Below are 22,356 nucleotides of genomic sequence, written 5' to 3' on the forward strand. Positions count from 1 at the left end.
GCGGTCCGCGCCGCGCCTCGTCGGTGCGGCCGGACCGCGTGTCGTGCGCACTGGACCGGCCGAGCAGGGTCCCGGCCGGTGATGCGGTCCAGTGGTCGTGCGGTGGTGCGGTTGTGCGGTGTGGTGCTCGTGGTGCCGTGGTGGTGCGTCGCCGGGGTGGTACGGCGGGTGGTGCGGCGGAGCCGGCGGCTAGCGCCAGTCCTCCGCGAACCGGTCCAGCTCGGCGGCGTCCAGCTGGATCAGCGGCTCCTCCTCTTCCCCGGCCGGGTCCGCGCCGGGGGCGGGGGAGAGCTCCTTGACCGCCACCGCGAGCGCGGCCACGGTCTTGTGGGTGAACACGTCCCGCGGGGCGAGGTCGAGACCGGCCTCGCGAGCCAGGGTGACCAGCCGGATCGAGACGATCGAGTCGCCGCCCAGGTCGAAGAAGCTGTCGTCGATGCCGACCCGCTCCACGCCGAGCGCCTCGGCGAACAGGGCGCACAGCCGCTCCTCGCGCTCGGTGCGCGGGGCCCGGCTCTCACTGGCGGCGGAGTAGTCGGGCGCGGGCAGGGCGGCCGGGTCGAGCTTGCCGCTCGGCGTGAGCGGCAGCCGGTCCAGCACGACGACGGCGGCGGGCACCATGTGGTCGGGCAGCGCGTCGGCGACCCGCAGCCGCAGCGCCGCGGGCTCCGGGCGGGCGTTTGCGACGCCGGCCGCGTACGCCACGAGCTGCCGGTGCCCCGGCCGGTCCTCGCGCACGACGACCACGGCCTGTGCGACCGCCGGGTCCTCGGCGAGCACCGCCTCGATCTCGCCCGGCTCGATGCGGAAGCCGCGCACCTTGACCTGGTGGTCCGCCCGGCCCAGGTACTCCAGGGAGCCGTCGGCCGTGCGGCGGGCCAGGTCGCCGGTGCGGTACATGCGTGATCCGGGCGGCCCGAACGGGTCGGCGACGAACCGCTCGGCCGTCGCGCCGGGCCGGCGCAGATAGCCGCGCGCGAGCCCGTCCCCGGCCAGGTACAGCTCGCCCGGCGCCCCGGCCGGGACCGGCCGCAGCGCGTCGTCGAGCAGGTACACCCGGGCGCCGGCGACGGGTTCGCCGAGCGGCGGCCGGACCCGGCCCCGCAGCGGACGGCTCATCGTGGCCATGACGGTGGCCTCGGTCGGACCGTAGGCGTTGACCATGCGGCGGCCCGCCGACCAGCGCTCGACCAGGTCGGGCGGGCACGCCTCGGCGCCGACGACCAGGGTGACCCCGGGCGGCAGCCCGTCCTCGGGCATCACCGCGAGCGACGAGGGCGGCAGCAGCAGCGCGGTCACGCCGTGCCGGGCGACCGTGGCCGCGAGCGCCGGGCCGGGCAGCAGCTCGTCCGCGGGCGCGGTGACCGCGCAGGCGCCGGTGAGCAGGGCGGTGGCCAGCTCCCACACGGAGGCGTCGAAGCTGGGCGAGGCGAACAGCAGCACCCGCTCGTCCGGGCGCAGGGCGAGCCCGGCGCGCTGCTGGGCGGCCAGAGCGGCGATGCCCAGGTGCGGGACCAGCACGCCCTTGGGGCGGCCGGTGGAACCCGAGGTGTGGATCAGGTACGCGCCGTGGGCGGGCCGCAGCGGCGCCCTCCGGTCGGCGTCGGTCAGGTTCCCGCCGTCGTACGCGTCGGCGCTCTCCAGGTCGAGGCACATGGTCCGCCGGGCGCCCGCCTCCGCGAGCTGCCCGGTCGCCCCGGTCGTGGTGAGGACCAGGGTGGGGCGGGCGTCGCCGAGGATGTGCCGCAGCCGCTCCAGCGGATAGTTGAGGTCCAGCGGCAGATAGGCGGCGCCGGCCTTGAGCACCGCGAGGACCGCGAGGACCGACCGCGCCGACTTCGGCAGCGCCACCCCGACGACGTCCTCCGGGCCGACGCCCCGCTCGACCAGCGCCCGGGCCAGCCGGTTCGCCCCCTCGTTGAGTTCGGCGTACGTCAGCCTCAGCTCGCCGTCGAGCACGGCGAGCGCGTCGGGACGGGCCCGGACCCGCTCCTCGAACAGCGCCGGGAAGGTGCTCGGCTCCGGGGCGGCCGGCCCCTCGGCGGCGGAGCGCAGCAGTTCGTGCTCCGTGTCCGTCAGCAGGTCGAGCCGGCCCAGCGGCGCGGAGGGCGCGGCCAGGAAGCCCTCCAGGACCCGGCGGACCCGGGCGAGCAGGGCCGCGCCCGCCTCCTCGGTGAACAGGTCCGCGCGGTAGCTGAGTTCGAGGCTCAGCCGCTCGCCCGGCACCACGACCAGGTTCAGCGGGTAGTGCGAGGCGCCGGGGACGGGCTCGCCGTCCACCGACATCGTCAGGCCCGGTACCTGCTGCTGGATCGCCGAGCCGTCGAAGGGCGTGCTGGCGAAGTCCAGGACGGTGTCGAAGAGTTCGCCGAGGCCGAGGGAGCGCTGCACCTCGGTCAGGCCGATGTGCTGGTAGGGGCGCAGCCCGGCCTGCTGGTTCTGCACGTCGGTGAGCAGCGCGTCCAGCGGACGGGACGGGTCGAGCCGGACCCGGACCGGGACGGTGTTCATCAGCAGGCCGACGATGTCGCCGGAGCCGGTCAGCTCCGGCGGGCGGGCGGCGGTGGTCGCGCCGAACACCACGTCGTCGCGGCCCAGCAGTCCGCCCAGCACGACGGCCCAGGCGCCCTGGAGCAGGGTGTTGAGGGTCAGGCCCGCGGCGCGGGCGGCGGCGGCCAGTTCGGCGGTGCGCTGCGGGTCGAAGGCCTCGGTCACCAGGTGCGGCACGGTCGCGGTGGCGGCCTCCGCGTCGGGGGCGACCAGTGTCGGCTCCTCGAACCCGGCGAGCGCCTCGTTCCAGGCCCGCGCCGCCGCGTCCGCGTCCTGCCCGTCGAGCCAGTGCAGGAAGTCGGTGAACTGCGCGGGCGCCGCGTCGGGGGCGGCGCCGCCGCGGGCGTAGCAGGCGAACAGGTCGCGGAAGAACAGCGGCAGCGACCAGCCGTCGAGCAGGGCGTGATGGTGCGAGACGACGAGGAGGTGGTCGTCGTCGGCGATCCGGACCAGCGTGACCCGCAGCAGCGGCGGCTCGGCCAGGTCGAAGCGGCGCACCCGCTCGTCGGCCAGCAACTCGGCGATGCGGGCGTCGCGTTCGGCCTCGCCCAGCGCCGAGACGTCGACCTCCCGCCAGGGCACCCGTACGTCCTCGTGCACGACCTGGACCAGACGGCCCGAGCCGAGCAGGGCGAACGACACGCGCAGCGCCGTGTGGCGGGCCAGGACCGACTCGAACGCGGTGCGCAGCACGGCGGGGGAGAGGCGGCCGGCGAGCCGGACGGGGGCCTGCGCGGTGTAGACGTCGACGCCGTCGGCGGCGAGCATCGCGTGGAAGTGCATGCCCTGCTGGAGCGGCGTCAGCGGCAGCACCTCGGCGAACGGCCGTCCCAGCGCGTCCAGTTCGGCCCGCTCCGCCTCGGTGAGGTCGAGCAGCGGCCCGGTCGGCGCGGCCGCCTCGGCGGGCTGCTCCACGACGTCGCGGGCGGCCTGTGCGAGCCGGGCGATCGTCTTGTGGACGAAGACGTCGCGGGCGCCCACGGCGAGCCCGGCGCGGTGGGCGCGGGCCGCGAGCTGCATGGCGATGATCGAGTCGCCGCCGAGGTCGAAGAAGCTGTCGTCGACGCCGACCCGCTCCCGGCCGAGCACGTCGGCGAACACCTCGTGCAGCACCCGTTCGCGTTCGGTGGACGGCGCCCGGTAGACGCTCGTCGCCCGGAACCGCGGCTCCGGCAGGGCCTTGCGGTCGACCTTGCCGTTGGGCGTGAGGGGGAAGGCGTCCACGGCCATGACCAGCGCAGGGACCATGTACGCCGGCAGCCGCCCGGCGACGGACGCGCGCAGGTCCTCGGGCCGCACCTCGGCGCCCTCGGCGGCACGCACGTAGCCCACGACGCGCTGCACGCCCTTGGCGTCGGCGGAGACCGCCGCGACCGCCTCCGCCACCGACGGGTCCGCGGCGAGCGCGGCCTCGATCTCGCCCAGTTCGATGCGGTGTCCGCGGATCTTCACCTGGAAGTCGGAGCGGCCCCGGTACTCCACCACGCCGTCGGGCCGGCGGCAGCCCAGGTCGCCGGTGCGGTACATGCGCGCGCCCGGCTCCCCGAACACGTCGGCGACGAACCGCTCCGCGGTCGGCCCCGGACGGCCCAGATAGCCGCGCGCCACGCCGTCGCCGGCGATGTACAGCTCGCCCACGACCCCGTCCGGCACCGGCCGCAGGAACGCGTCGAGCAGGTACACGCGGGTGTTGTCGGCGGGGGTGCCGATCGCGGGGCCCGCCGTCGCGCCGCCGTGCCACAGCATGGCGTCGACCGTGCACTCGGCGGGGCCGTAGAGGTTGTAGACCGACAGGCCCGGCGTCTCGTGCAGCCGCTCCCACAGGTCGGCGGCGACCTCCTCGCCGCCCAGCGCGAGCACGCCGACGCGGTGCCGCCCGTCGGCGGGGCCGAACATGCCGGCCGCGAGCATCTGCCGGGCCACCGACGGCGTGGTGTCGACCACGTCGACGGCCGCGGCGGCGACCAGCGCGGCCAGCGCGAGGGCGTCCTTGCGGACGGTGTCGTCCACGAGGAGCAGCTCGTGCCCGCCGACCATCCACAGCAGCTGGCTCCACGAGGCGTCGAAGCCGAGGGAGTTGGTGAGGGCGGCGCGCAGCGCCCGCCCGCCCAGGCGCTCCCGCTCGGGCTCGAAGAAGTTCACCCGGTGGCTGTGGAACATGTTGACCAGGTTCCGGTGCTCCACCACGACGCCCTTGGGGCGGCCCGTCGACCCCGACGTGTAGATCACGTACGCCGGATGGGCCGGCCGCAGCGGGGCCGGGCGGTCGGCGTCGGTGAGGTCGCGGGCGTCGTCGGGCAGCTCCGCCCGGTCCAGGAGGAGCGTTCGGGCGGACAGGGCGGGCGCGGCCTGCGAGGCCGCCAGGACCAGGGCGGGCGCCGCCTCCGCGCAGATCGCGGCGATGCGCTCCGCCGGGTACTCGACGTCGATGGGCAGATAGCCGGCGCCCGACTTCAGCACCGCGAGGATCGCCACCACCGCGTCCGTCGTGCGCGGCAGGGCCACCCCGACCAGCGTGCCGGGGCCCGCGCCCTCGGCGACCAGCAGCCGGGCGAGCCGGTTGGCCTCGGCGTTGAGCCGGGCGAAGGTCAGCCCGGTCCTGCCGTCGCTCACGGCGACCGCGTCCGGGGTGGCCCGCACCTGCGCCTCGAACACCTCCGGCAGCGTCTGCGCGGGGCGTGCCACGGTACGGCCACCGGTGCGCCGTACGATCTCCTCCCGCTCGGCGGGGAAGCGCACCGGCAGCCGGCCCGCGGGCAGTTCGGGACGCTCGGCGATGTCGCGCAGCAGCCCGCACAGCAGCCGCAGCACCTCCGCCGCGGCGTCGGTGTCGTACACGTCCGCGCGGTGGTTGAGCTCCAGCCGCAGCCGCTCGTCGGGGTGGACGGCGAGGCTCAGCGGGTAGTGGGTGCCCTCGAAGGCGTCCGTGTCGCCGTCGGCGATGTCGCGCAGGATGCCCGCGGACAGGCCGGGCACCTCCGCGCCCCGGACGGCGCTCTCGACGGGGACGTTCTCGAACGCGACGGTGGTGTCGAAGAGTTCGGTGACGCCGGCCGCGCGGTGGATGTCGGCCAGGCCCAGGTACTCGTGGCGGGTGAGCGCCGACTGCTCCGCCTGGACGCGCGCCAGCAGGTCCGCGACCGGCTCGGCGGGGTCGATCCGCACCCGGGCGGGCACGGTGTTCATCATCAGTCCCACCATGCGCTCGCTGCCCGGCAACTGCGGCGGACGCCCGGCGACCGTGTTGCCGAACACCACGTCCTGACGGCCCGTCAGCAGGGTCAGGAGCAGCGCCCAGGCGCCCTGGACCACTGTGTTGAGGGTGAGTTCGCGCGACCTGGCCGCGCGGGTCAGCCGCTCGGTGTCGGCCTCGGACAGCTCGGCGACCGCCCGCTGCTGCCCCCGGTCCGCGGCGTCCGCCGCCGCGCCCTGGGCCACCAGCGTCGGCCCGTCGAGGCCCGTCAGCGCGGAGCGCCAGGCCCGCTCGGCCTCGTCCCGGTCCTGGGCGGCCAGCCAGCCCAGGTAGTCCCCGAACGGGACCGCGGGCTCCAGCCCGTCCGCCGTGCCGCCGTCCCGGTAGATGCGGAACAGGTCGGCCAGGACCAGCGGCAGCGACCAGCCGTCCAGCAGGATGTGGTGGTTGGTGAGCACCAGGACGTGCCGCTCGGGCGCGAGCCGGACCAGGGTGAAACGCAGCAGCGGCGGCTTCGTCATGTCGAAGCGCCGCGCCCGGTCGCCCGCGAGCAGGCCCGCCAGGCGCGGCCCCTGCTCCTCGGCGTCGAAGCCGGAGAAGTCGACCTCCTCCCAGGCGGGTTCGACGGACCGGGCGATCGCCTGCACCGCCTCGCCGGAACGCCGGCGCAGGAACCCGGCCCGCAGGCTCGGGTGGCGGGCGGGCAGCGCGGCGCAGGAGCGGCGCAGCACCTCCACGTCGAGCGCCCCGGTCAGCTCCAGCGGCGTCTGCACGGTGTAGAAGTCGACGCTCCGCCCGGCGGAATCCGCCGCGTTCGCGGTGCCCGCCGCGGTCGCCGCGTCCTTTCCGCCGCCCTCGTCGAAGAGGGCGTGGAAGAGGATGCCCTGCTGCAACGGCGTGAGCGGCAGCACCGCTTCCAGGGATGTCTGTCTCACAGTGTTGTCCCCCACTGGGCTTCGAGCTCGTCGAGTTCGTCCGCGTCGAGCCGCACCAGGCTCTCGGCGCTCGGCAGCGCGGCCTGCGGGTCGGTGTCCCGGGCCGCCTCGGCGAGCCGTGCGATGGTTTTGTGACCGAAGACGTCCTTGGCGGTGAGCAGCAGACCGGCGCCGTGCGCGCGGGCCGCCAGCCGGGTCGCGGTGATGGAGTCGCCGCCGAGGTCGAAGAAGCTGTCGTCGACGCCGATCCGCGGCAGGCCCAGCACCTCGGTGAACACCTCGTGCAGGATCCGCTCGCGCTCGGTGGACGGCGCCCGGTAGGCGGTCGCGGTCTCGAACCGCGGCTCCGGCAGCGCCTTGACGTCCACCTTGCCGCCCGGCGTGCGCGGGAAGGCCTCCAGCACGGTCACCGCCGCCGGGACCAGGTAGCCGGGCAGCCGCTCCTCGGCGAAGGCGCGCAGCGCGACCGGGTCGGGGGCCGTCGCGGCGTCCGGGGCGGGGACGACGTAGGCCACCAGCAGCCTCGTCCCGGGCCGCACCTCGCGGGCGACGACCACCGCCCCGCCCACGCCCGGCGCGCCGGTCAGCACGCCCTCGACCTCGCCGGGCTCGATGCGGAAGCCGCGCACCTTGACCTGGTCGTCGGCGCGGCCCAGGTAGACCAGTTCGCCGCCGGCGCTCCACCGGGCCAGGTCGCCGGTGCGGTACATGCGGGCGCCGGGCGCGCCGAACGGGTCGGCGACGAAGCGCTGCGCGGTGGTGCCGGGACGGCCCAGGTAGCCACGGGCCAGGCCGTCGCCGCTGAGGTACACCTCGCCGGGCACGCCGGGCGGCACCGGGCGCAGGGCCGCGTCCAGCAGCCGCACCCGGGTGCCCGGCACGGCGCGGCCCATCGGAGGAACGATCCGTCCGGACAGCGGGCCCGTCTGGGTGGCGATCACCGTCGACTCGGTGGGCCCGTACGCGTTGACCATGTGCCGGCCCGGCGACCAGCGCGCGACCAGCTCCGGCGAGCACGCCTCCGCGCCGACGACCAGATTGACGCCCTCGGGCAGGGCGTCGGCCGGCATCGCCGCCAGCGCGGAGGGCGCCAGCAGCAGGCAGGTGACGCCGAGTTCGGCGACCAGGTCGGCCAGCGGCCGTCCCGGCGCCAGCCGTTCGGCCGGGGCGGTCACCGCGGCGGCGCCGGTGAGCAGCGCCGTGCACAGCTCCCACACCGAGGCGTCGAAGCTGGGCGAGGCGAACTGGAGCACGCGCGTGCCCGGCGCCAGGTCCAGCTGCGCGCGCTGGTGCGCGACCAGGGCGGCGAGACCGGTGTGCGGGACGACGACGCCCTTGGGGCGGCCGGTCGAGCCCGAGGTGTAGATGACGTACGCCGGGTGCCCGGTGCGCAGCGGCGCGGGGCGCTCGGCGTCCTCGACGTCCGTCTCCGGGAAGCCGTCCAGCGCCTCCAGGTCCAGGTGCAGACGGGGCACGCCGGGCGCGAGGCTCGGGTCGTCCGCCTCGCTCGTGGTGAGCATCAGCAGCGGCCGGGTGTCGTCGAGCATGGCGGTCAGCCGGGCCCGCGGATAGCCGAGGTCCACCGGCAGATAGGCCGCGCCCGACTTCAGGACGGCCACCACGGCGGCCAGGGCGTCGGCGCCGCGCGGCAGCGCCACGGCCACCAGCCGCTCGGGCCCCGCACCGCGCGCCAGCAGCGCCCGCGCCAGCCGGTTCGCGCGCGCGTCCAGGCCCGCGTAGTCCAGGGCGCCGGCGGGGGAGAGCACCGCCAGGGCGTCCGGGGCGCGCCGGACCTGCTCCGCGAACAGCTCCGGGAAGGTGCGCGGCACCACCCCGCCCGCGCCCGTGCCGGCCGCGAGCACCCGCTCCCGCTCCTCGGGCCCCGCCACCTCGAGCCGGCCGAGCGGCAGGTCGCCCGGCGCGGCGAGGAACCGGGCGAGGAACGCGGTGAACCTGCGCCGGTGCGCGGCGAGTTCCTCGGGCGTGTAGCGGTCCGGATTGGCCTCGAAGTCGACGCGCGCGCCGGTGCCGTCGGGCTCCGGGTGGCAGGTGATGTTGAGGTCGGTCACCGGGCCGCCGGACAGCGTGGTCAGGGTGGCCTCGCGTCCGGTGAACGCCGTCTCCGAACCGGCGGGCATGATGTTGACCAGCACGCCGTACAGCTGCTCGCCCGAGCCCAGCAGGCGCAGGTCGCGGCGGAGTTCGTCGTACGGGTAGCGCTGGCGGGTGAGCAGCTCGCCGAGCCGGCGCCCCACCTGGCGGACCAGGTCGAGGCGGCCCTCGGCGGGGCGCACGGCCAGCCGCAGCGGCAGCTGGTTGGACAGCATGCCGGGCGTGTTCCGGGAGCGCGCGCCGAGGCGGGCGGTGACCGGGACGCCGATCGTGAGGTCCTCGGCGCCGGTCATGCCGTGCAGGTACGCGGCGACGGCCGCCAGCAGCGCCACCGTCCACGGCGCACGCGCCGCACGGCCCGCCGCGTGCAGCGCGGTCAGCTCACCGGCCGACAGCCGCGCCTGCTCGCGCAGCGCCGAGGGGGCCGCGCCGGTGGGAATGCCGGGGGCGAGGCTCACCGTCTCGGGCCGGTCCTCCAGGACGCCGTTCCAGTAGTCCCGGTCCGCGGTGTAGTCCGCCGACGCCCGGTACTCCGCCTCCTCGGCGAGCAGGTCCCGCAGCGCGCCGAGCGGCTCGCCCGCGGCCTCGGCGCCCGCGGCCAGCGCCTCGTAGTGGGCGGCGATGCGGCGCGAGTGCAGCACCGAGCCGAACGCGTCGGACAGGATGTGGTGGCTGCGCTGGTACCACAGGTGATGGTCGGGGCCCACGCGCATCAGGAAGTGCGCGGACAGGGTGTCCCGCGTCAGGTCCAGCGGGGTGCTCCGGTCGCGGTCCACCAGCTCCCGCGCCACCGCGAACGGGTCGTCCTCGCCCGTCAGGTCCAGCTCCTCGAACGAGGAGCGGCCCGGCGGCAGCGGCCGCTGGAACACGCCCTCCGGTCCCTCGGCGAACTCGACGTCGAAGGTGCCGCTCTCCGCCTCCGACCGGCGGATCGCACGGCTGAGCAGCTCCCCGTCCAGCGGTCCCCGGACCTCCATGACGGCCACCGTGTTGAAGGCCGGGTTCTTCGGGTCGAGGCTCTGGGCGTGGAACACCCCGCGCTGGGCGGCGGTCAGCGGAAGCGGGCCGGTGTCGGGAAGCAGACCGGCGTCGGCGTCGCGTGATGTCATCAGGTTCGTAACCGCTCTCGTGGACTTCCGGGGGACTTCCGAGGCCTTCCGTGCATGCGTGACCGTCCGCGTCGTCAGGGGCGGATCGGGAGCTGGAACCCCGCTCGATGCTGCACGGCCGCCGCGGCGGTCACCAGGCAACCGACCGGCAATCGATGTTGCTGGTGGAACTGCCGCCCCCCGTGGCCGAGTTACCGGTGTCCCTGCCTGGCGCCGCCCGTCCGCCCCGCCAAGGCTGGCAGGCACCGGGCGCGGCGCCCGCCCGTGCGCGGGCCCCGCCGCGACCGCGGACCTTTCCTGACGCCCGACACACCGGAGGACGAGGACGTTGGCAATCCCGGACCGGGGCCTGCTCGACTGGCTGGACGAGGCGTCCGCCGAGCGGGGCCTGTACTACGCGAAGCGCGGCGACGGCTGGGACTTCTGGTCCTACCGGGACCTGCGGGACCTGGTGCTGAGGACCGCCGCCGCACTGCGCGCGAACGGCGTCGAGAGCGGTGACGTGGTAGCGCTGGTGCAGCGCTCGGGCCCCGGCTTCGTCGCCACGTTCTTCGGCGCGCTCGCCGCCGGCGCGACCCCGTGCACCATCGCGCCGCCGTTCGCCTTCCAGAAGGCCGACGACTACGAGAAGCACGCCACCCACCTCTTCGGCACCGTGCGGCCCAGGATCACGGTCTGCGACGACGAGTCGCTGGAGCGGATCCGCAAGATCTCCGCCGCCGCCGACGTCCCCGAGCCGGTCGTCTTCGACGAACTCGTCGAAGGGGCGCAGCCGTTGGAGCGCCCCCACCCGCTGCCCGAGACGGCGCTGGTGCAGTTCACCTCCGGGTCCAGCGGCTTCTCGCGCGGCGTGCGCATCTCCGCCGAGGCCCTGCGCACCAACCTCACCGGCATGCGCCGCTGGCTCGGCTGCGCCCCCGAGTACCCGGCGATCAGCTGGCTGCCCGTCCACCACGACATGGGCCTGGTCGGCTTCCTGCTCAACGTCGTCGTCACCGGCTTCGACGGGCACATGCTCCAGCCCGACGACTTCATCCGCTCGCCGCTGCGCTACCTCAAGCACATCAGCGAGCAGCGCATCGTCATGACGGCCATGCCCAACTTCGGCCTGTCGTACATCCTGCGCCGCGTGCGGCCCGCCGACCTGGAGGGCCTGGACTTCTCCTCGCTGCGGTGCGTCATCATCGGCGCGGAGCGGATCGACCCGCAGGTGCTGCTCGACTTCCACGCCCTGCTCGGCCCGCACGGCCTCGACCGCGGCGCGCTGCTGCCCGCCTACGGCAGCGCCGAGGCGACCCTCGCCGTCACCGGCCTCGCCCCCGGCGCGGGCTGGACGACCGGGGAGCCCTACGACGGCGACGCCGCCGCGCTCGCCGGGACGGCGGTGGTCGGCTGCGGCGGGCCGCTGGAGGACCGCAGGGTCGCCATCGTCTCCGAGGACGGCGAGGAACTGCCGGACGGCCAGGTCGGGGAGATCGTCGTCAGCGGCGTCTCCATCGCCTCCGGCTACGTCGGCGACGCCGGCACCGCCTCCGGCACCAGCCTCGGCGACCGGCTCGAGACCGGCGACGCGGGCTTCGTGCGCGACGGCCAGCTGTTCGTGATCGGACGGCTCGGCGACGGGCTGAAGGTCAACGGCAAGATGGTGTTCGCCGAGAGCCTGGAGACCCTGCTGCACCAGCGGGGCATTCCCGAACGCCGGGTCGCCGTGCTGCTCGGCGTCCGCGACGGCGCGCCGACCGGCGTGGCCGTCTTCGCGGGCGTCCAGGAGGGCTGGCACGCCATCGCCCACGAGGTGCTGTCGGAGTGGCTGGGCGACGCCGAACTGCTCGCCCTGGAGGTGCCGCGCGGCGGCATCGCCGTCACCACCAGCGGCAAGCCCCGCCGCCGGGTCATCTGGAAGGCCGTCTGCGCGGGCTGGTTCGCCGACGCGACCCGGCCCCTGACGCCCGAGGGATGACCACCGGGCCCGCCCCGGCCGGGGCGGGCCCGGCCCGGGACCGCCCCGCGATGCGCACACACCACTGCCCCGGCGCGCCGTTTCGCGCCGGGGCAGTGGTGGGCCGGGGGCGGGCCGGCCGGTCAGCGGACCGCGGCCATCGTCTCCGTGCGGACCAGGTTCTCCGCGATCAACAGCTCGCGCACCTTCTCCGTCAGCATCCCCAGCTGCCGCAGAACGTGGATGACCTGCTGGAACAGCAGCTGCCGGTACGTCGACATCATCGGGTTCGTCCGGGCGAACACCACGCCCTTGTCGACGTCGAGGTCCATCCGCTCCCACAGCTCGCGCAGCATGAACCGGCGCGACATCAGCCGGATCGCCTCCAGCAGGAAGTCCTCCCGGTCGCGCAGCTCCGCCGACGTCACCTCCTGGTACATGCCGGTGAGCATGGTGACCCCGAAGGCGATGTGCCGGGCCTCGTCGGCCGCCACCATCCGGGTGATCTGCCGGATCAGCGGGTCGCCGAAGCCGCTGCTGGCCAGCCGCAGTCCGGTGATCGCGAGGCCCTCCATCACGACCTGCATGCCGAGGTAGACGATGTCCCAGCGGGACTCCGACAGCACGTCGTGCAGCAGCGTCCCCAGGCCCGGGTTGACCGGGTAGACGACGCCGAGCTTCTCGTCCATGTAACGGGCGAACGCCTCGACGTGCCGCGCCTCGTCGGCGACCTGGGAGGCGGCGTACGTCTTGGCGTCCATGTCGGGCACGGTCTCGACCAGGCGCGCCGTGGTCACCAGCGCGCCCTGCTCGCCGTGCAGGAACTGGCTGCACATCCACGCCTGGTACTCCCAGCGGAACTGGGTGAGCAGTTCGGGCGGGACCGGGCTGCCCTCGCCGACGACGAACGACGCCAGCTTCGCGCCGTTCTCCTCCGTCAGCTCGGCGCCGAACTGCACGTCGTGGTCCCAGTCGATGTCGGTCGTGGCGTTCCACTGGGCGGCCTTGTTCTTCTCGTACAGGCTCCACACACGGCTGTCGCGCTTGCCGTAGTCCCAGTTCAGGCAGGCCCGGGTGAGGCTCTCCACCTGCATGAGGTCCGCCTTGGCGGATTCCAGGGTGAAGAACGTCGGGTCGGCTGCCTCGTCAGGAAGGGCGGTCATCGGGTTTGCGATCCCCTCGGCACAGGAGCAGGAGTGTCCCGCCGATCGTCAGCAGGAGTGTCCCGCCGATCGTCGCCGCGCCGCGTCCCCGGCTCCAGGCAGGCGCTGGGCAACTGGGCGGCAGACCTGTTGCCGGTCGGCGTGCCTGGTACGGGAGTTCGGGGGTCCGCACGATGATCCCCGCGGGTCACCGCCCCGACAAGAGTGCCGGCCGACGAAAGGAGCGGGATGCGAACTCATACCGCCGCACGACCTTCCCACCCCGCGCACACCCCCGCGCGGGGCGTGGACAGTCCGTGGATCGTCGGCCGGGTCATCGCGCCCGGAGCCCGTCTCAAGCTGATCTGCCTGCCCCAGGCCGGCGGCAGCGCCGCCTCGTACGCCCCGTGGCGGCTGCTCGCCCCGGCCGGCGTCGAACTCGCCACCGTCGAACTGCCCGGGCGCGGCGTCCGCAGCGCCGAGCCGCTGCCGGACACCCTCGAAGCGCTGGCCGACGCCGTCCTCGACGGCATCTGCGGCGAACTCGACGGCCCCTACGGCCTGTTCGGGCACAGCTTCGGCGCGCTGCTCGGCTACGAGATCGCCCTGCGCGTGCGCCGCCGCGGCCTGACCCCGCCCGTCGCCCTGCTCGTCTCCGCCTCCCGCGCCCCGCACGCCCCCGTCCTCAAGCGCGTCTCGCACCTGGACGACCAGGGCCTGCTCGACTGGCTCGACGGCTTCGGCGGCTTCCCGCCCAGTCTGCGCCGGTACCCGGCGTACCTGAGCTACGCCCTGCGCACGGTCCGCCGCGACCTGGCGCTGGCCGAGGCGTACACCGCCCCGGAGCCGACCCCGCCCGGCTGCCCGCTGCACGTCCTCGGCGGCGCGGACGACCCGCTGGTGGGCCGGGAGCGGCTGGAGGACTGGCGCGCCTGCGCCGCCGACGGCTTCTCGCTGCGACTGCTGCCCGGCGGCCACGACTACCTCTTCAGCGGGGCGCAGCACACGCTCGACGCGATCACGCAGGCGCTGGAGCACGCCGAACCGGGCCCTTCGCCCAGGGAGTTGTGAGGATTGAAGACCCAACACGAGACCCAGTCGCCGATCGAGGCGGTCCTGCCCCTCACCCCGCTCCAGGAGGGCATGCTCTTCCACGCCCTGTACGACCCCGAGGCCGCGGACGTCTACACCATCCAGGCCCCCTTCGAACTGCGCGGCGACGTCTCGCCGACGGCGCTGCGGGCGGCCTGCGCCGGCACGCTGGCCCGGCACGGGGTGCTGCGCGCCGGCTTCCGCGAGCGCGCCAACGGACAGCCGGTGCAGCTGATCCGGCGCACCGTGGACACCCTGTGGACCGAGCTGGACCTCTCCGCCGAGGACGAGTCCGTGCGCCGCAAGAAGCTGCTGGTCTTCCTGGAGGAGGAGCGCCGGCGCCGCTTCGACATGGCGGACCCGCCGCTGATGCGGTTCGCCCTGGTGCGCCTCGCCGACGACCAGTACGCCTTCGTGCTGACGTACCATCACATCCTGCTGGACGGCTGGTCGTTGCCGCTCGTGCTGGAGGACCTGTTCACCCTCTACCACCGCGAGCGCGGCGGCCGGGGCGGCGCCCCGCGCGCCGGCACGCCCCTCACGGACTATCTGCGCTGGCTCTCCCGGCAGGACCGGCAGGCCGCCGAGGCGGCCTGGCGCACCGCGCTGGACGGGCTGACGGAGCCGACCCTCGTCGCGCCCGGCGCCGCCGAGGCCGACCCCGAGGCGATGCCCGCGCTCACCCACGTCACCCTGTCCGAGGACACCAGCACGGCGCTGGCCCGGGCCGCCCGCGCGCACGGTCTCACCCTCAACTCCGTGGTCCAGGGCGTCTGGGCGCTGCTGCTGTCCGTCCTCACCGGACGGGACGACGTGGTGTTCGGGCAGACCGTGCACGGCCGTCCGGCCGAACTGCCCGGCGCGGACTCGGTGGTGGGCCTGCTGATGAACGGCGTGACGGTCCGGGTGCGGATCGACCCCGCCGAGACGCTCGCCGCGCTGTTCGCCCGGGGCCAGGACGAGCAGCTCGCCCTGGCCCCGCACCAGCACCTCGGCCTGGCCGCGGTGCGCCGCCTCACCGGCCTCGACACCCTCTTCGACACCTCCGTCAACTTCGGCACCGCGCCCCAGGGCTTCGACGCCCTGCGCGACGGCGTGCCCGGACTGCGGATCACCCCTCTCACCGAACTGGCCGAGCCCGGCGCCGACACCGACGCCGAGGCCGACGGCGCGCCGGAGATCACCGGTGCGACCCACTACCCGCTCAGCGTCGTCGCCGTCGCCGGCCCCCGGATGCGGCTCAACGTCAGCTACCGCAGGGACCTGTTCGACACCGCCCGCCTGGAACTGATCCGCTCCCTGCTGCGCCTGCTCCTCGACACCTTCGCGCACGCTCCCCAGACCCCCGTCGCCCGGCTGAGCCTGCTGACCGCGCCGCAGCGCGACCAGGTGCTCGGGGAGTGGGGCCGCGGCGCCGGCGGACTGCCCGAACCGGCCACGCTCACCCGCCGTATCGAGGACCAGGTCCGCCGCACCCCCGACGCACCGGCCGTCGCCGACGCAGACCGCACCCTCACCTACCGCCGGCTGGACGACGCCGCCAACCGGCTGGCCTCACTCCTCGCCGAACGCGGCGTCGCCCCCGGCGACCTGGTGGCCGTCGCCCTCCCGCGCACCACCGACCTGCTGGTGGCGCTGCTCGCGGTGCTCAAGGCCGGCGCCGGATACGTGCCGGTCGACCTCGCCTACCCGGCCGACCGCATCGCCTACATGCTGGACGACGCCGCGCCCTCCGCCGTCGTCTGCGCCGACGCCGCCCACCCGGCGCTCGCCGCGCACCCGGTCGTGATCGGCCTGGACGACCCGGCCCTGCGGTCCGCGCTCACCGCCCGGCCCGCCGTCGCCCCGGACGTGCGGACCAGCCCCACCGACGTCATCTACGTCATCTACACCTCCGGATCCACCGGCCGCCCCAAGGGCGTCGTCGTGGAGCACCGCACCGTCGACGGCTACCTCGCCTTCTCCCGCTCCGCCTATCCGGGCCTGGCGCGGCAGGCGCTGGTGCACTCGCACCCGTCGTTCGACCTCACCGTCACCGGCCTGTTCGGACCGCTCACCCTGGGCGGACTGGTCCGGCTGGTCGACCTGACCGACTTCGACGCCCCGGCGGGCGCGGAGGACCACCCGCCGGCCTTCGTCAAGGCCACGCCGAGCCACCTGCCGGTGCTCGCCGCCTCCGACGACTGGTACTCGCCCACGGGCGAACTCGTCCTGGGCGGCGAGCAGCTGACCGGCGAGGCACTCGCGCCCTGGCGCTCCCGCCACCCGAACGTGACGGTCGTCAACGAGTACGGCCCCACCGAGACCACCGTCGGCTGCATGGAGTACCGCATCGAGCCCGGCGACCCGCTGCCGACCGGCGCCGTCCCGATCGGCGGCCCCGTCCCGGCCGCCCGCCTCTACATCCTGGACGCCTGCCTGCGCCCCGTGCCGCCCGGCGTCCCCGGCGAGCTGTACATCGGCGGCGACGTCCTCGCCCGCGGCTACGCCGGCCGCCCCGGCCTGACCGCCTGCCGCTTCGTCGCCGATCCCTTCGGCGCGCCCGGCGCCCGGATGTACCGCACCGGCGACATCGTCTGGTGGCGGCCCGACGGCGTCATGATGTACGGCGGACGCACCGACGACCAGGTCAAGATCCGCGGCTACCGCATCGAACTCGGCGAGGTCGAGGCCATGATCGGCGTCGACCCCGCGGTCGCGCAGGTCGCCGCCGCCGTCCGCGCGGACCGGCGCGGCGCCCCGCGCCTGGTCGCCTACGTGGTCGCCGTGCCCGGCAGGGAGGCCGACCTGGCGACCTTGGGCGAGCGCGTCGCCGAGCGGCTGCCCGCCCACATGGTCCCCTCGGCGTTCGTCACGCTGCCCGCGCTCCCGGTCACCCCCAACGGCAAGGTCGACCGCGCGGCGCTGCCCGCCCCGGAGGAGTCCGCCCCCGACCGGCAGGCCCCGCCCGAGGAGGCCCCCCGGGACCTGGCCACCACCCTCGCCGCGCTGTTCGGACAGGTGCTGGGCCTGGAGCCCGTCGGCGTGGAGGACGACTTCTTCGCGCTCGGCGGTGACTCGATCACGGTGATCCAGCTGGTGGCGCGGGCCCGCGAGGCGGGGGTGCGGCTGACGCCCAAGCAGGTCTTCGCGCACCGCACGCCTTCCGCCCTCGCGGCAACGCAGGCGCCGGCCGACCGGACGGCGCCGGAACCCGCCCCGGCCACCGGCCCCACCGCCTCCGCGCCCGCCGCTGCCGCTGCCTCCGCGCCCGCCGCCCCCTCCGCTGCGTCCGACCCCGCCCCGGAGCCCGCGCGGAACGACGCCGCCGACACGCTGGCCGGTCTGTTCGGGCAGGTGCTGGGCCTGGACGCGGTCGCGGTCGAGGACGACTTCTTCGGGCTCGGCGGCGACTCCATCACCGTCATCCAGCTCGTGGCACGGGCGCGCGAGGCCGGCGTACGGCTGACGCCCAAACAGGTCTTCGCCCAGCGCACGCCCGCCGCGCTCGCGGCCCTGCTCGGCGCGGCGCCGAAGAAGCCCGCGCCCGCCGAGCCCGTCCGCCGCGACCGGCCGGAGTCCCGGCCGGCCACCCGTCCCGAGTCCGTCCCGACGGCAGAGCCGCAGCCCCACCGGGCCCCCGCCACCGCCGCCCATGGGACCGGGCCCGCCACCGCCCCGTCGCCCGAGCCCACCGCCGTCACCCCGGTCATGCACCGCCTGCGCGAACACGGCGGCGCCTACGACGCGTTCCATCAGTCGACCCTGCTCAGCGTCCCGCCCGGCCTCGGCGCCGGCGACCGGCTGGTCACCGCCGTGCACGCGGTCCTGGAGCGGCACGAGGCGCTGCGCGGCCGGCTGCGGGAGGACGGCTACCTCGCCCTGGCCCCCGCCGACCCGGCCGGGGCGCGGGAAGCGGTCCGGCGGATCGAGGTCCCCGGCACGCAGGCCACCGGCGAGGCCCTGCGCGCCCTGATCGCCGCCCGCGCCGCCGAGGACGCCGACGCCCTCGCCCCGCGCGCCGGCGCGATGCTGCGGGTCACCTGGTTCGACGCGGGCGAAGGACGCCAGGGGCGGCTGCTCGTCACCGTCCACCACCTGGCCGTCGACGCGGTGTCCTGGCACATCCTGCTCACCGACCTCTACACCGCCTGGCACGAGGCCGCGTCCGGCGGCGCCGTGCGGCTGGAGCCCGTACCCGTGCCGCTGCGGGAGTGGACGGCACGGCTGCGCTCCGCCGCGCAGTCGCCCGAGGTGCTCGCCGAACTGCCGTACTGGAAGCGGACGGTGAGCCCCGGCGGCGTCACCCTGACCGACGCCCGGCTGTCCCCGTCGCTGGACATCCACGCCACCGCCGGCGCCCTGCGCCTCACCCTCCCCGAGGACCTCACCGAGCCGTTGCTGTCCAAGGCGCCCGCCGCGTTCGGCGCCCGCACCAACGACGTCCTGCTGGCCGGCCTCGCCCTCGCCGTCACCGCCTGGCGCGGCGCCGGGACGGACGCGGGCGGCGCGGTCCTGGTCGACGTGGAGGGACACGGCCGCGAGTCGCTCGCCGACGACGCCGACCTGTCCGGCACGGTCGGCTGGCTCACCTCCCTGTACCCGGTACGGCTCGACGCGGGCGCCCCCGACTGGACGCCCGGCGACGACCCCGCGTCCGACGCCCGCCTCGGGGAGGCCGTACGCCGGGTCGCCGCCCAGCTCGGCCGGGTCCCGCGGCGCGGCATCGGCTACGGACTGCTGCGCCACCTCAACCCCGGCACGGCGGCCGAACTGGCCGGCGGCGCACGCCCCCAGGTGTGCTTCAACTACCTGGGCCGGCAGGACCGTTCCGAGCAGGCGGAGGCCGACTGGGGCGTCGCGCCCGAGGCGGACGCGCTGCCGCTCGGCGCGGACCCGCGGATGCCGCTCACCCATGTCGTCGAGGTCAACGCGGCAGTCGAGGATGGACCTGCCGGAGCCGGCGGCGCGGCCGGGCCCCGGCTCGTCGCCCAGTGGCTGTGGGCCCGGCGGCTGCTGTCCGACGCGGAGGCCGGCCGGCTGGCCGAGCTGTGGTTCGCGGCGCTGCGCGCGCTGGTGGCCTACGGCACCGCCCGGCCCGAGCGCGCCGAGCGCGAGGAGGCCGAGGAGCGGGCCCGGCTCGCCGCCCGGATCGGCACGCCGGTCGAGCGGCTGCTGCCGATGACCCCGACGCAGGAGGGGCTGCTCTTCCACGCCCGCTACGACAGCGGCGACCTCGACGTCCACAACGTGCAGATCGCCCTGGAGACCAGCGGCCCGCTCGACACCGACCGGTTCCGGGCCGCCTGCGACGCCCTGCTGGAGCGCCACCCGATGCTGCGCGCGGCGTTCCTCCAGCGCCGGTCGGGCGAGCCCGTGCAGGCCGTCCCCGAGCGGGTCGCCATGCCGTGGCAGACCCACGACCTCACCGCGCTCGACCCGGCCGGACGCGACGCGCGGCGGACGGAGCTGCTGGAGGCCGACCGGCGCCGCCGCTTCGACCCCGCCCGGCCGCCGCTGATGCGCTGCACCGTGCTGGCGCTCGCCGAGGACCGGCACGAGGTGGTGCTGAGCATGCACCACATGCTCGTCGACGGCTGGACCACCTCCCTGGTGCTGCGGGACCTGCTCGCCCTGTTCGACCAGGACGGCGACGACCGCGGACTGCCCGTCCCCGGCCACTACCCCGACTACCTCCAGTGGCTCGCCGCCCAGGACCGGGACGAGGCGCGGGCCGCCTGGACCGAGGCGCTGGCCGGACTGGAGGAGCCCACGCTGGTGTGCCCCGGCCGGGACACCGCGCGGGTGCGCGCCCTGCCCGAGACGACCACGGTCGAGCTGTCCGAGGCCGCCACCGCGGCCCTGCTCGACGCGGCGCGCGCCCACGGCGTCACCCTCAACACCCTGGTCCGGGTGGCGTGGGCACTGTGCCTGCACCGGCGCACCGGGCAGCGGGACATCACCTTCGGCGCCGTCGTCTCCAGCCGCGAGGCCGATCTGCCGGACGTGGACGAGATGGTCGGCCTGTTCATCAACACCGTGCCGGTCCGGGTGCGCCTGGACCCCGCGGAGACGGTGGCAGGCCTGCTGCGCCGGCTCCAGGGCGAACAGGCCGAGCTGCTGCCGTACCACCACCTCGCCCTGGCCGACCTCCAGCGCGCGGTGGGCAGGGGCCCGCTGTTCGACACCTGCGTCGTCTTCGAGAACTACCCCACGGCGCAGACCCTGCCGAGCCCCGACGACGGGCTGCGCCTGGTGGGTTTCACGGGGCACGACCCCTACCACTATCCGCTGAAGCTGATGGCCGCACCCGGCGACCGGCTCCGGCTGGTCGTCGGCCACCGCCCCGACCTGCTCGACGCCGACGCCGGCCGGCGGACCGCCGCCGACCTGCTCGAACTGCTCACCACGCTGCCGACGGCGCTCGGCGAGCCGACCGGGCGGCTGCTCACCGGCCCGCCCGCGCCCGGCGCCGCCGCCGGACCCGTCGAACAGCGGCTGTGCGAGCTGATCGCGGAGGTCCTGGAGCGGACCTACGTCGACGCCGACGACGACGTCTTCGCCCTCGGCTGCGACTCGCTGACCGCGCTGCGCCTCGCCGGCCGGATCGAGGCCGACCTCGGCCGCAGCCTCGACGTGGGCACCGTCTTCCGGTGCCGCACGGCCCGCGCCCTCGCCGGCGAACTCACCTGACCCCCGTGGATCGGCGCGCCACCGCCGACGAACTCCTGGAAAGAGAGCTGGGAAACGACATGACCAACCCGTTCGACAACGAGGACGGCACCTTCCACGTGCTCGTCAACGCCGAGCGCCAGTACTGCCTGTGGCCCGCCTTCGCCCTGGTCCCGCCCGGCTGGGACGTCGTCGTGGCCGACAGCGACCGGCAGACCTGCCTCGACCACATCGAGCAGAACTGGACCGACATGCGCCCGGCGAGCCTCGTCGCCGCCACGGACGCCGCGTAACCGCACACCCCGCCGCCGGTACCCCCGTACCCCCACCCCCCACGAACCGCCTCACCCCGCACCCCCGCACCTCCACAAGGACAGGTGGCCGCAGACATGAACACCGACTCCGTCGTCGTCAACTCCTGGAACGAATGGGACCCGCTGGAGGAGATGGTCGTCGGCTCCGCCGACAACGCCAACTTCGAGCCGGTCGAACCCGGCAGCCGGCCCGCCGTCCGCAACGCCCCCGGCGAGCCCTTCCCGACCGGCCCCAAGTCCCAGGACGCCATCGACCTCGCCAACGCGGAACTCGCGGGTCTCGCCGCCCTGCTGGAGTCCCAGGGCGTCACCGTGCGCCGCCCCCAGCCGCACGACTTCTCCCGCCCGGTCGTCACCCCCGACTTCGAGGTGCCCAACCAGTACTGCGCGGTCTGCCCGCGCGACGTGATGATCACCATGGGCAACGAGATCATCGAGGCGACCATGTCGCGCCGCGCCCGCTACTTCGAGTACCAGCCCTACCGCAAGCTGGTCTACGAGTACTGGAACGCCGACCCGCGCGTGCTGTGGACCACCGCGCCCAAGCCGTCCATGGCCGACGACATGTACCGCGAGGAGTTCTGGGACTGGCCGCTGGAGAAGCGCCACGCCGAGATGCACTCCTTCGAGTTCTGCATCAACCAGGACGAGGTCGTCTTCGACGCCGCCGACATGAGCCGGCTCGGCCGCGACATCCTCGTCCAGGAGTCGATGACCACCAACCGGGCCGGCATCCGCTGGCTCAAGCAGCACCTGGAGCCGCGCGGCTTCCGCGTCCACACGGTCCACTTCCCGCTGGACTTCTTCCCCTCGCACATCGACTGCACCTTCGTCCCGCTGCGCCCCGGCCTCATCCTCACCAACCCCGAGCGGCCGCTGCGCGAGGGCGAGGAGAAGATGTTCTACGCCAACGACTGGGAGCTGGTCGAGGCCCCCCAGCCGGTGCTCACCAACGACGAGATGCCGAAGTACTGCCAGTCCTCCAAGTGGCTGTCGATGAACGTGCTCAGCATCTCCCCGACCAAGGTGATCGTGGAGGAGCAGGAGAAGCCGCTGCAGGAACTGCTCGCCAAGTACGACTTCGAGGTCTTCACCGTCCCGTTCCGGCACGTCTTCGAGTACGGCGGCTCCCTGCACTGCGCCACCTGGGACGTGCGCCGCACCGGCACCCGCGAGGACTACTTCCCGAACCTCGACTACCGGCCGCTGGTCTGACCCCGTAGCCGGTCCCCCCGACCGGGTGTGCCGGGCCCCCGCATTCCCCCGTGCCCGGCCCGGCACACCCCTCATGGCCTGTTCGCGCCCCGGCGCGTAACGTG

Annotated in this window: 8 protein-coding genes; 5 read left to right on the top strand and 3 right to left on the bottom strand. The window is 75.1% G+C overall.

What is annotated here, in order from left to right; translation table 11 throughout:
• Positions 1-189: 189 nt before the first annotated feature.
• Both ACZ6KF_RS06485 and ACZ6KF_RS06490 read right to left on the bottom strand, forming a co-directional pair.
• Complete coding sequence (locus ACZ6KF_RS06485; protein ID WP_469237524.1) at positions 190-6,678, bottom strand: amino acid adenylation domain-containing protein; 6,489 nt, start codon at positions 6,676-6,678, stop codon at positions 190-192.
• Positions 6,675-9,899 carry an amino acid adenylation domain-containing protein gene (locus tag ACZ6KF_RS06490; RefSeq protein ID WP_469237526.1) on the bottom strand — a complete coding sequence of 1,075 codons (3,225 nt, stop codon included), beginning with the start codon at positions 9,897-9,899 and terminating at the stop codon, positions 6,675-6,677. Before ACZ6KF_RS06490 ends, ACZ6KF_RS06485 begins: the two co-directional genes overlap by 4 nt.
• A gap of 328 nt (positions 9,900-10,227) precedes the next feature.
• Here ACZ6KF_RS06490 and ACZ6KF_RS06495 point away from each other — a divergent pair, with 328 nt between their 5' ends.
• Positions 10,228-11,859: an AMP-binding protein gene (locus ACZ6KF_RS06495; RefSeq protein WP_356627930.1), complete on the top strand. Its 1,632-nt coding sequence runs from the start codon at positions 10,228-10,230 to the stop codon at positions 11,857-11,859.
• 122 nt (positions 11,860-11,981) lie between these two features.
• Here the strand turns inward: ACZ6KF_RS06495 and ACZ6KF_RS06500 are convergent, their stop codons facing one another.
• Positions 11,982-13,001, bottom strand: a complete 1,020-nt coding sequence (locus tag ACZ6KF_RS06500) for a diiron oxygenase (RefSeq protein ID WP_356627931.1) — start codon at positions 12,999-13,001, stop codon at positions 11,982-11,984.
• Between the two features lie 228 nt (positions 13,002-13,229).
• Between ACZ6KF_RS06500 and ACZ6KF_RS06505 the strand changes: the two genes are divergently transcribed.
• The 4 genes from ACZ6KF_RS06505 to ACZ6KF_RS06520 all read left to right on the top strand — a co-directional run bounded on the left by ACZ6KF_RS06505 (position 13,230) and on the right by ACZ6KF_RS06520 (position 22,252).
• Entirely contained in the window at positions 13,230-14,051 is an 822-nt protein-coding gene (locus tag ACZ6KF_RS06505) for a thioesterase II family protein (protein ID WP_469237527.1), read from the top strand.
• 3 nt (positions 14,052-14,054) lie between these two features.
• Entirely contained in the window at positions 14,055-20,744 is a 6,690-nt protein-coding gene (locus tag ACZ6KF_RS06510; RefSeq protein ID WP_469237529.1) for an amino acid adenylation domain-containing protein, read from the top strand.
• Positions 20,745-20,803: 59 nt separating this feature from the next.
• Complete coding sequence (locus ACZ6KF_RS06515) at positions 20,804-21,016, top strand: MbtH family protein (protein WP_356627967.1); 213 nt, start codon at positions 20,804-20,806, stop codon at positions 21,014-21,016.
• 96 nt (positions 21,017-21,112) lie between these two features.
• Positions 21,113-22,252 (top strand): glycine amidinotransferase, encoded by a 1,140-nt coding sequence (locus ACZ6KF_RS06520; RefSeq protein ID WP_356627934.1) that lies wholly within the window; start codon positions 21,113-21,115, stop codon positions 22,250-22,252.
• Positions 22,253-22,356 lie beyond the last annotated feature (104 nt).

The organism is Streptomyces sp. NPDC046379 (assembly GCF_055587785.1).